Annotated in this window: 7 protein-coding genes; 2 read left to right on the top strand and 5 right to left on the bottom strand. The window is 56.2% G+C overall.

The annotated features are described in order from the left end of the window. A partial coding sequence (locus tag B7364_RS02560; RefSeq protein ID WP_157893442.1) for a TonB-dependent receptor domain-containing protein occupies window positions 1-1,376 on the top strand: 1,376 nt, incomplete at its 5' end. 136 nt (window positions 1,377-1,512) lie between these two features. Continuing rightward, entirely contained in the window at window positions 1,513-3,048 is a 1,536-nt protein-coding gene (locus B7364_RS02555) for a tryptophan halogenase family protein (protein ID WP_232780779.1), read from the top strand. 9 nt (window positions 3,049-3,057) lie between these two features. Here the strand turns inward: B7364_RS02555 and B7364_RS02550 are convergent, their stop codons facing one another. The 5 genes from B7364_RS02550 to B7364_RS02530 form a co-directional block, all read right to left on the bottom strand. Next, window positions 3,058-4,122: a LacI family DNA-binding transcriptional regulator gene (locus B7364_RS02550; RefSeq protein ID WP_085338382.1), complete on the bottom strand. Its 1,065-nt coding sequence runs from the start codon at window positions 4,120-4,122 to the stop codon at window positions 3,058-3,060. Window positions 4,123-4,197: 75 nt separating this feature from the next. Then, window positions 4,198-6,663 carry a glycoside hydrolase family 3 protein gene (locus tag B7364_RS02545; RefSeq protein ID WP_085338381.1) on the bottom strand — a complete coding sequence of 822 codons (2,466 nt, stop codon included), beginning with the start codon at window positions 6,661-6,663 and terminating at the stop codon, window positions 4,198-4,200. Window positions 6,664-6,665: 2 nt separating this feature from the next. After that, window positions 6,666-8,591 carry a sodium:solute symporter family protein gene (locus B7364_RS02540; RefSeq protein ID WP_232780778.1) on the bottom strand — a complete coding sequence of 642 codons (1,926 nt, stop codon included), beginning with the start codon at window positions 8,589-8,591 and terminating at the stop codon, window positions 6,666-6,668. 97 nt (window positions 8,592-8,688) lie between these two features. Further along, window positions 8,689-9,969, bottom strand: coding sequence for an AGE family epimerase/isomerase (locus B7364_RS02535; RefSeq protein WP_085338379.1), 1,281 nt, complete (start codon window positions 9,967-9,969; stop codon window positions 8,689-8,691). 300 nt (window positions 9,970-10,269) lie between these two features. Further along, window positions 10,270-11,634 (bottom strand): cytochrome P450, encoded by a 1,365-nt coding sequence (locus B7364_RS02530; protein WP_085338378.1) that lies wholly within the window; start codon window positions 11,632-11,634, stop codon window positions 10,270-10,272. Window positions 11,635-12,129 lie beyond the last annotated feature (495 nt).

The raw sequence follows: 12,129 nt of genomic DNA, 5'->3' as shown, positions 1-12,129 counted from the left end.
CGCGTCGCCGAAATCACAGTTATTGCGGGTGTCCAGATGGCGCGATTGGCTATAAGTCATGTGAGCTGCCCGTGGGCACACCAGGGCGTCCGGCGTGCGATGCCGGGGCGCGCTTTGGCAATTCGCCCGCCTTGATCACCCCTTATCAAACCGCCGCAACCACACCGGGCCGGTTTGAGACGGTGACAGTTGGCGGCATTCAGGCCCTCTTCCAAAATCGGGATCAGATGGAAAATGCGGTCGACTGGATTAAGTCGCTCTATCCATCCACACCCTTCGCCTTCTACCGTGACCCCCTTAATAGTTTTGTGGTCGAGGAAAAGACCAAGAGCGGCTATCTGATGTTGGATGTCGGCCGGCCTGATGACCGCTACCACATCAATGGCGGTGTGCGGGTCATCAATACTGAATTGACCGTCAATTCGAGTGGCACGCCTGTTGCGCCACGCTATTGGGGCACGGATTCTTGGAACGGCGTCTTGGCCAATCCAACGCGAGAGCGTACCGGCCGCGATTATACCGACGTGCTGCCCAGCGCCAGCATCGTCTATGACGCCACGAACAACACGAAGATCCGGGCCTCACTGGCCCGCGTGGTTGCCCGTCAGAATCTGTTCCAATTGGGTGAGGGTTCCCAATATGACTTCACCCGCGTCTCAACCCCGGGCCCGAACCTCGATCGCTTTGCTTTTACAAGTGGTCGCGGCGGCAATCCAAACTTGAACCCCTTCCGGGCCGATCAAGCAGACCTTGCCTGGGAACATTATTTCGGCCGCAAAGGCTTGGTCTCGGTTGGCTTGTTCTACAAGAAGATCGACTCTTTCATTCAAACCAATACGGTTCCTCGTGTGGTTGCCGATGGCACGGTGCAGGGCTCAACCGTTGGGTCCTTCTCGCAGCCAACCAATGGGGAAGCAGGCTCCATCAAGGGTCTAGAGCTTTCGGCTCAATATGATTTTGATGCCGGTTATGGCTTTACCGCCAACTATACTTATTCAGACTCAGAGTCGCCCTATTCAAACGACTATGACAAGAACTTGCCCATTCCAGGGGTTGCCAAAAATGCCTTCAACGTGACGGGCTATTATGAGAAGAACGGCTTTGCAGCCCGTCTGTCCTATGCGTGGCGTGATACGGTCTTTGTCGGCAATTTCGGCTTCGACCGCTTTAATCTCGGTCGCTACCAATCCGCCTATGGCCAACTCGACGGTCAATTGTCCTATGACATTAACGACCGGTTCCAAGTCACGCTGGAGGGCAGCAATCTTCTGGCTGAAGATGCAACCGAATATCTCCAGTTTGAAAACCTGCCTTTCCGCTACCTTTCCGGCGTACGGCGGATTTCCCTCGGTGGCCGTCTGAAGTTCGGCAATTAAGGGTTTCCACAATGGTCTAATGGCTCGACTCGTGTCCCCGTCAGGTGTTGAGGCTTAGGCCATAAAAGGGGGCGGCGTACCGCAAACGCTGCCCCTTTTGCTCTTGTGCCATGCCTGACTTTCGTTTCAAGTTTGGATGGCCAAAGGAATTGGGTGGGACATGGAAGCAACGGGCCTTTTGCCAAAGTCTATTGTGATTGTCGGCGGCGGTACGGCTGGGTGGATGACTGCAGCGGCCTTGGCGCGCTTTGTTGGCCATAAGGTCAAGATCATAGTGATCGAAAGTTCCGACATTGGCACGGTCGGCGTTGGTGAAGCGACCATTCCGCCGATCCGCAATTTCAATGCGATCTTGGGCCTTGATGAAGCCGAATTCGTCCGCGAGACCAAAGGCACCTATAAATTAGGGATTGAGTCTTGCGACTGGGTGAAGCCCGGCCACACGTATTTCCATCCGTTTGGCGTTTATGGCCCCACCCTGAACCAGCCCAATTTCTTCCACCAATGGCTGCGGGCGCGGGCAGGGGGGCCTGTTCCTGATCTTTGTGAGTTTTCGCTCTGCAGCTTGGCCGCCCGCGAGGGTCGGCTTGCGCCACAAGGCCGCGACCCGGCTTCTATCCAGGCGACTTTAACCTCGGCCTTTCACTTTGATGCCGGGCTTTATGCCGCTTATCTTAGCAAGTTTGCGCAAGCGCGCGGCGTGCGGCGATTGGACCAAAAAGTGCTCTCTGTCCGCCAGGCTGGTGAAACCGGTGCGATCGAAGCCGTACTTTTGGAAAGCGGTGAAGCGGTAGAAGGTGATTTCTTTGTCGATTGCACGGGCTTTCGTGGCCTTTTGATCGAGCAGACTTTGAAGACTGGCTACGAAGATTGGCGTGCTTTCTTGCCTGCTGATCGTGCGCTGGCGGTACCGACGGCGAAGCAAGGTCCTGCAATGCCCTACACGCGTTCCACCGCGCGTCTGGGCGGATGGCAATGGCGTATTCCGCTGCAACATCGCACCGGCAATGGCTATGTCTATTCCAGCCAATTCATTTCCGATGAGGCAGCCCATGAAAGCTTGATGGCAAACCTTGATGCGCCAGCTTTGGCTGAAGCCAAGCCGTTGCGATTTGTGACCGGCCGACGTAAGAAGCTATGGAACAAGAATGTGGTGGCGATTGGTTTGGCTTCGGGCTTTCTAGAGCCCTTGGAATCTACCTCGATCCATCTCATCCAAACCGGCATCACTAAGTTGCTGGACTTCTTCCCAAGCCAGCATCACCACGCCGCGAATGCCGCGACCTATAATCGGCTCGGCCAAGAAGAGTATGAGTCTATTCGAGACTTTCTTGTCCTGCACTATAGGGCCAATCAACGCATGGGCGAGCCTTTGTGGGATTATTGCCGACATATGGCCTTGCCCGAGACCTTACAGGAACGCTTGGCCTTGTTCCAACATGGTGGCCGTGTGCCCCCACATGCTTTTGATCTATTTACCGAAACCAGCTGGGTTGCCGTCTTTATGGGCCAGGGCATAGAACCCATCGGTTATAATCCTTTGGTAGAAGTTCATGAGGGCGCAGCAGGGCGGCAATTTTTGGCCGATGCCCATCGCGCCTTGGCCGATGTCACACGGCAATTGCCACAGCATGAGGATTTTTTGCGACAAGTCGGAATGATGCCAGCCTAGCCTGACGGGCTAAGAGGCCTTCGGGCTTGATGTGGAATTGCGCACCACAAAGGCATGGTTGATGGCCAAGGCAGCGTTTAACTCTTGGCTTGTCTTGTCTGCCGCATGTGCAATCAATCGCTTTGAGGCTTCAGCCGCCATGTCGCCGACCGGCTGGCGGACTGTGGTCAAAGTTGGCTGGCTGTAGCGAGAGGCCGGAAAGTCGTCAAATCCCACAACCGATAAGTCGCGCGGAACCTCTACCCCCAGCTCAGACGCAACATGGATTACGCCCAAGGCCATTTCGTCATTGGCGGCAAAAATGGCGGTCGGCGGGTTGGGCAAAGATAACAAGGCCCGGCCACTGGCCTTACCACCTTCATAGGTATAATCGCTTTGCAACATGGTCGCAGGGTCGAGGGCCAAACCGCTTGCGCGCATGGCTTCGGTGTAACCATCTTGGCGCGCACGACTGGAGGCAAGACCCGGTGTGCCCGCGATAAAGCCAATCCTTTTATGGCCAAGGCCAATCAGATGCAAAGTGGCTTCATTGGCCCCTGCGCGCTCGTCCATGGTGATCGACAAGCAAGCAACGTCGGTTTCGGTTGCGCTCAGGCGCGCAAAGGGTGTGCCCATGCGGACAAGAATTTCAAGAATCTTTTGATTGTCGGAAATCGGCGGAGTCAGGATCACGCCGTCTGGATTCAAGGCCGAAAGGGTCGAGGATAAGATGGCCTCAGCATTTTCAGCTTCTGCATTCAAAAGCTCAAACAGCAAGTGATAGCCCGCTTCCCGACAGGCCATCATGCCACCAAATTGTAACCGCTCCACATAAGGGTTTGAACGATCAGTCTTCCAATGGTCGAGCGTGAGCGCTTCATCGAGAAACGTCACCAGCGTAAACGACCGCCCGCCAGCAAGGCCGCGGGCAGACGTCTTTGGCCGATAGCCCAGTTCGGACACGGCGCGCTTGACCCGCTCTTGCACATTGGGCCGAACATTGGGTTCGAGGTTCAAGACGCGCGACACTGTCTTGATTGACACCCCGGCATGGGCTGCAACTTCATAAATGGTGGGGGCGCGCCTTTGAGTCATCTGGCTTTCTTCGACTTAGCTTCGCCCTAGTGTAAGCCCTGTCGTGACCCGACCGCAATCAGAAGCGCTGTCGATTTATGCACGACCGGCCACCATGGGGGCAAAATAGGCTTTCACCAACATCAGGTCTGACATTTCTTGACCAAGCACCACCAAGCGGTGAACGTGGTTCATCTCGATCCCCAGCTCGGCAAATCGTTTCAAAGGAATGACAAATGACTGCTCATGCTGCGCCACGCTTGAAAGTGCGATGCTGCATGTGGCCTCAGACAGGCCTGGTGCGTCGGGAGGCAAGAGGGAAACTTCCAAGCCTTTAAGATTTTTGGCGATCGCGGTCAGATAGAGGGCGTAATCAGCATTGACTTCCCGGGATAGATTGAGGGGTGGCCCCGCGAAGCTGAGGCTTCCTGCGCCGCCCCATTGGATGGCCCAAGCGTTTTCTTGCTGACCGTAATCTGCTGGGCGTATGGCCACCTGCCGCCCTGGCGAAGCAGCCCCCCCAAGCAGCCCGGTTTTCTTTAAGGTGGTGGAGCCCGAAAAGTCGGTGAGTTCTGCCGTCCACTCGCCCTGCGGCACACCCCGATCGAACAGGGTGAGGGGATCGTGCTTTCTGGCTGTGGAATGTTCATGCAGCCTCTGCCAGGCAGTTTGATCGGTTCGGCAAAGCCCAAAGCCTAGGGGGAACAGCGGGGCGCGGCTTGGGCTTGGCGCACACAGGTCGAAGTGGTCGCTATGGGCGGGCCACGGGAAGGGCAGACGACCTTGAAAGTCGGGCACGAGCTCAGATGGCGCGGCAATCAGCAAATCGGCCAAAGCCCCGGCCTGGGTGCCGGGCAGAAAGGCGGCGATGAAGGCCTTGCTCCGATTCAAGGCGGGGTTCATCCAGAGTGGGCGACCTGAATAGAGCACCGTCACCACGGGAATGCCTGAAGCGGCTAACCTATCAATCAGTGCATAGTCAGATGGATCGCCGGGGCGATAGGCAAGGGTATCGCAATCGCCTCGAAACTCCGCATAAGGTTCCTCACCCAGAACAACCAGGGCAACGCCGGGCTTGTCGCTCCATTGGCCGGCGGGGTTGAAGCTGACCCGCCCGCCTGAAGATTTGACTTTTGCTTGCACCCCTTCCAACAGGGTTTGGCTGCCCGGGAATAGGCCAGAAAAATCACCCCCACCCTGCCAAGATAAGGTCCAGCCGCCACAGGCAAGGTCTAATGCATCGGCCCCGCGACCGCACACCAGAATATGCTGGTTTCCAGCGAGCGGCAGGATCTGGTCTTCATGCTTTAAAAGCACAGCCGATTGGCGCACCGCGCGGCGGGCAAGCTCAAGATGTTCTGAGCGGCTCAACAGGGAAAATTGTCCGGCAAGGGGTCGTGCCGCAGGCCGACCCTTTTTCTGTAAGCCCAAGCGGGCCTTAAAGCGCAACATGCGCAAAACGGCATCATCCAATCTTGACACCAGGCTAGGGTCTGAGGTCACCAGCTCCACAGTAGAGGCCAAAAGGGCCCTCCAAGAGTCAGGTGCCATATACATATCAAGGCCCGCGACGAGGGCTTGGGGGGCAAAGCCCGGTGTTGCACCGGGCAATTGGCCATGGCCGTTCCAATCACCTGCGACCAGTCCATCAAACCCCCAATGTTGCTTCAACAGCTTGGTCAACATGTCGTGTCGGCCATGCATGCCTTGTCCACCCCAAGAGGAGAAGGACGCCATAATGGCGGTAGCACCGGCGTCGATCGCAGCCAGATAGGGGGCGGCGTGATGGCTGATTAGCTCAGATTCTGAGCAATTGGTTTCCCCTTGGTCGCGCCCATCTCGTGTAGCCCCGTCACCGAGGAAATGCTTGGCGGCGCAGCCAACCTTATCCACGCCCAAAAATCCACTCGTGCCGGGCTCGCCTTGTAAGCCAAGGATCATCGCAGCCCCCAGACGACACACAAGGTCGGGGTCACACGAAAATGCTTCATAGGTGCGTCCCCAACGCAAATCCTTGGCAACGGCAACCGTGGGCGAAAATGTCCAATCCATGCCTGTGACCGCAATCTCCTTGGCGGTCGCAACACCCATGGCGTAGGCAAGACCGACGTCGCGGGCCGCCCCCAGATTGATGTTATGCGGGAAGATTGTCGCGCCTGCGACATTGGAATGGCCATGGACCGCATCGGTGCCAAACAAGATTGGTATTGCGTTTGGATCGTCGCCCTCAAAAAAGGAGTCGACCAAGTCGAGCCATTCTTGCGCAGAGGCATCAAAGCGCCCGTGCGGGGCTGAATTGCCGCCATTGAGGATGGCACCAATCTTCAAGGCCTTGGCTTCTTCCGGGCTGATGGCGGCAATATCGGCTTGGATGATTTGCGCGACTTTTTCGGCAAGGCTCATGCCCGCGACTTGCTTCGCAATCTGGGCTTCGATCACGGGGTCCGGTACCAGCTTCTGTTTGGGTTTCGGCCAAGCGGCAAGGTTGAGCGGCCGCTCTCCATAATTGGAAGCAAGATCTAAAGGGGGGTCAACCCAAGCTGGGGAGGTCACATAAGGCATGTTTAGGGAACCGAAGCAGCGGGGGCAGGGGTGGCGGGGTCCCGGGCTTCCGCGGCCACAGGCCGATAGTCGGATGGATAATCCTTCAAGCGGTCCCACCAATAGATTTTCAAGAGCCAAGTCGTGACAGCAGCAAGGGCCATTGCCATCCCGAAGGAGGTCCAATTGCGGATCACAAAGAAGATGGGTGCGGCAACCAGACTGGTTTGCCAGATGATACCCACCACCACATTGAAGGCGTCAAGCTTAAACTCTTTATTCGGTTCGACGCCCTCCCCTTTGGCGACAAGGGAGTGCTGCACTGGCCCCCAGAAACCCCAGGGCCGCGTCTTCACATAAAACGTTTCCAATACGGCCATATCGGTCGCAGGCGTCATCAAGGAGGTGCCAATCACAACCGCCAGACAAATGGCAAAGAAGAAAGGGAAGGATTGCAGTGGGTCGAGATTAAGTTGGGGGATCGCCAGAATGAGTGCGAACAAAATACCTGCTGCCATGCCCCCAAAATAGCCCCAACCATTCATGCGCCACCAATACCATTTCACGACATTGGCCGCCGTATAGCCGCCATAAAGGCCGGCCGTGATCCAGTTCAAGGCGCTATCGAAACTGTGCAGCAAAAGGCCAAAGGCCGTGCCGATCATCACAAAAATGATTGAGACCGCATAGCTTAGTTTGATTAGCGTTTTTTCTGACGCTTCGGGATTGATATATTTGCGGTAAACATCATTGACGATGTAAGCGGGGGCTGCATTCAAGGGTGCCGCAAAGCTCGACATAAAGGCAGCCAACAGGCCTGCCAACGTCAGACCTAATAATCCCGTGGGCAAGAATTCAGCTAAGGTGAAGGGCAGAATGGCTTCGTAATCGGCGCTCTTGCCCATGGCGCGAAGCTCATCCTGGAAGTGAACCAAGGCGAGGACCGTAAGGCCTGCAATCATCAAATAGCGGGGTGGGTTCAACACGAGGCTGACAAAGCCGCTCATCTTCGCAGCATCGGTTGGCGAGCGCGCGGATAAAACGCGTTGCATATCATAATTGGGTGCAGGCCCGGCGAGAGAGTTCAAAATGCCCTTGAACAACACGAGCATGAAGAAAATGGTGAAGAGCGAATAGCCTTCAGATGCGATCTTTTCATTTGCCGAGGGCAGAAGTTGCGACCAATCCAGATCCAGCTTCCAGTCAAAGAAGGGATTGGTCCAGCCGTCGGGGATAGCGGCTGCAATGCTGGCAGCATCAGTGTGGGCCATGGCCACCCAGGCAATGGCCAAGCAGGTTATGGTCATCACCACAAACTGCATCACTTCGGTGAAGACGACCGAATACATGCCGCCCTTGATCACATAAAGCGCGGTTAGAAGGATGATGATTACCCCATAGGCCCGGTCGTTAAAGTCGGCCAAGAGGCGGGCGCGTTCGGCCACTTGTTCCGCATTCAGCGAGGCTGCCTTTAAAGCCTCTGGCAAGAAGACCTGCAGATGCACTAATTCGCTCAAGTTAAACGGGATGAATTGCGCGGCGAGCTTGCCAATACCCAAGAAGCCATAGGCCATATAGGCGAGTACCAAGATCAGCGCGAAAAGAACAATGATCAGGTGGCTAAGCCGTGCGGAGCGGTCATCCCCAAAGCGGAATGTGATCCATTCTGCCCCCGTCATCACGCCAGAACGTCGCAACCAGATAGACAGAAACACCATCAAAAAGACTTGGTTGAAGACAGGCCAAAGCCACGGCAACCAGATGCTTTTGAGGCCATAAATAAATAGGATGGATACCAGCCACATCGTGCCGGCTACATCAAACATGCCCGATGCGTTCGACAGGCCCAGAGCATACCAAGGCAAGCGGTTGCCGCCGAGAAAATAGCTGCGTAGCCCCGTGCTGGCCTGTTTGGAGATCCAAAAGCCGATGAAAATCGTCAGTGCCACATAGGCAAAGACAATGGCGAGATCGAGGGGGGGGGCAGCTTCATCGGGATCAGGCCTTAGGCAAGAGACAGGAGTGTGAGAATGGTTGCGGAGTTCATCACCGGGCCGCCTGCAAGCCTTGGCACAGCCGGATCGTTTCGATCATGGCACGACCGGTGTGGTAGGGACATTTCCGAGGCCCAGCCATCAGGCCTGATTTGCTGCTTTGGTCATCGAGGCGGGAAAGCTCAAGCCATTCCCCGTCTAGGGTGTCGATTTGATGGTCTTTGATAAAGCCCCAAACCCCTAAGGCATGCTTGAGGAAAACGGGGTCGTGCGTGAGGGTATAGGCATTGAGGAAGCCGACCAGAGCTTCTGCTTGGATCCACCACACGTGCAGGCGAGACAAATGACCATCTGGGCCCAGCTCTTCATAAAGCCCACCAAACTCACTCAAGCCCGTGAGGGCACCCGTCGCAAGGCCAAGGCAGGTTTCTTTGGCTTCAGCCAAACGGGCAGGGGTGGCAAGGCTAAGCCCCGCTTCATACACAAGCCAACTGGCTTCAATATCATGCCCATAGGAGCGCACCGCCGATTGGCGCGTCCAGTCCCAATCAAAGAATAGGCCTAAAGTATCTCTGCCTCGCGAGACGACGTGCTGATTAAAAATCTCAAAGGCCATTTCCAAGGCTGAGCACACCGCCGCACCGGTCACATGATGCGGGTCAAGCTGCTGGAGCGCCTCATGAAGGCCGGTATAGGCTTCTAAGATATGCAGATGGGTGTTCATGGACTTGGGTGCGTTCTGGTCACGCGCGCTTAAGCGCACATCCTCAATCGGCTCGAGATCGGGGCCTAAAGCTTCAATCCAACCGCCATGCACGCAGTCCATAAAATGGGTTTGGACTTGCTCGAAAATCTTCACAGCACTGGCAAGAGCAGCCGTATGTTTCTTGGCACGCGCATAAGCGGCCAGCGCGTAAATCCCAAATGCCTGCGCATAAGTTTGCTTGCGCGCATCGAGCACAACATTTTCGGCAGAGACCATCCAAATCAACGTTTCGGTGTCTGGATCGAGGAAATGATCGATTAAGATGGCATAGGCTTGATCGGCCAGCCTTCCGCATGCCGCATGGCCCGTGGCCTCAAAAGCGGCGGAGAAAAACCATAAGAGGCGTGCATTTAAAATGATCGCGCGGGGGGCCTCGGGATAGGCGAGGCCGTTTTCGCCAATCTCGCCCCAAAACCCACCCGTGGGCGCAGGGGCGTGGGTGGCCCACCAGTCACAAATCCGATCCAGCTCTGCCCGCGCTTCATCTTCCAAGGCCCCTAGGGCTGCCTGCGCTACACGGTCAAGCGACCCCGTCAGAGGAGGGGCAAGAGCGTCTAAATCTGTCAACTTAACCCTCCCAGGTCACGGCCATTCATTGGGCCTTGTCGGCGTTGCCTGACCATAGTTTGCCAAATTGTCAGCGCTGTCAATACGGGTCAGCTGGTATGCCGCAGCGCGGCTTTCGGGCTTTAACTGCCAAGCTCGTCATGATGGGGGTGGGTGGGCTTTTGCCCGACAGCAGTCCTTGAGGAAACCAGCCTCTAGGGTGCACCCCGATAGGCATGCACCCCTTGGCACCCCAGCTTGCGCAGAAAGGCTTGTTCGACGGCTTCGAGGCTCGTGCAACGGTATGCCGCGTCTATCAGCCTACCGACTAGCCGAGACAAGTTTAGGCCGTTGGCCGCCTACACCATAGAGATTGACCTTCAGGCTCGACATTGCATTGACGAGCGCATTGGGCGCATAAACCACGGGACCCACGGGCGCGATATGGGGGAAGCGCTCGAAGATTTTCTCAAATGACAGGCGTAATTGCATCTGCGCAATGCGCGAGCCTAGGCACTTGTGTACGCCATGGCCGAAAGCCAGGTGCTTGTCATAATTGTCGCGCATCATGTCGAACCGATCGGGGTCGGGGAAGACCTCTGGATCGCGATTGGCCGCACCATACCACATCACCACTTTTTCATCCTTGGCGATGCGTTGACCATTAAGCTCGGTCTCTTCCAGCGCCGTGCGGCGCATATGTTTGACAGGAGAGACCAGACGCAGCGCTTCTTCGGCCATGCGTGGGATCAGCTTTGGATCATCCAGCACCATCTGCCGCTGGTCACGGAACTCATGCAGGAGTTGAATCGTACCGGTCAGCGAATTGCGGCTGGTGTCGTTGCCGGCAAAGATGATCAGAAGCCAAGCCCCATCCAAATGCTCTTGCGGTAGCTCTTCCCCGCCAAGGCGGGAGCGGGCAATCGCGGTCAACAAATCTTCGCGAGGCCGTGCACGCCGGTCGGCCATGACTTCCTCACCATAGGCAAACATCGCATCGACCATCTTAAAGAAGCGGAACGGGAAGAGGGGTTCTTTCAGGATGGTCTGCCACGGATTGGCCAGATATTGCGACGCCATTTCCAGATAATGCATCCATTTTACGATCCGTGGCCGGTCGGCTGGATCAACGCCCAGCATTTCACACAAGGTGAAAAGCGGGACCTGTTCGGCAAACATTTTCACGAAATCAACCTCGGGGCCCTTGCGCTCCATCTCGTCCAACAGCCCATCAATATGGGTGCTAACCTTGTCGCGGATTTTCGCGACATAGGCTGGAATGAAGAAGTCTTTTTGCTGGATTCGCGCTTCCATATGCATGGGCGCATCCATATTGATTAGGGAGTTTAGGGCTGCCGGGATCAGCTTCTTAGGCTTCCATTTCTCCCGTGCCTGAATGCCCAAATTGATGCTGCCGCGCTGGGATGAGAAGATTTGCGGGTTCAGCTCAACCGTTTTGATATCCTCATAGCGCGTCACCGACCAGAACCCTGAAATACCACGATAGCCCGGGCTCCAATGCACCGGGGCGTCATTACGAAGCTGCCGATAAAAGGCCCATGGGTGGCCACCGGTCCAAGAAGCCGGGTCGCCCAGCTTAAAGCCGCTGATCAAGGGATAGGCTGCCGCGTGAATGGGGTCCACCTGTCCAGTATCGATAAGAACATTGTCACTGATCAGCTGCATGGCGTGCGTGTTTCCTTAACGTGGTGCGGCGGTCTGAGGCCGGGCTATCCTTTATGGCTATATGTCGTCTTCGCCCAACCCGACAAGCCCATAGGCCAGCGCGCGGCATCACGGACCCTTCCACCCATGCAGTAAAGTCCCACAAGGTCGCCATCCCGGATTTTTGACGCAGAGTGCCGGAGGTGCCCGCTCGCCACTTCGTTCCGGCGGGGATGGCATTGTGGCGGCGGGGAGAANCCCTTCTGGTCACCCAACCGCACCCTCAATTGTTCTTGCGACCTCTGGGTAGTCAAGTGCGCAGCTTTGCTGCGTCGCAAGGCGATCCGTTTTCGAAGAAAACGGACACTTGACGACCCAGATGTCGCGGCCATCCTCGATGATCCATTTTGGTGAAACAAGGTTTCCACCAAAATGGGTCCAGATGGAATCTCCCCTCATCCCGTGAGTGTGGAGCGGATAGATAAAAACCTATCCCCCTGTATCCAAGCCTCGCAT

This window comes from Aquidulcibacter paucihalophilus (genome assembly GCF_002105465.1).
Lineage (GTDB): Bacteria > Pseudomonadota > Alphaproteobacteria > Caulobacterales > Aquidulcibacteraceae > Aquidulcibacter > Aquidulcibacter paucihalophilus.
This window is presented reverse-complemented; position numbering and strand designations above follow the sequence as displayed.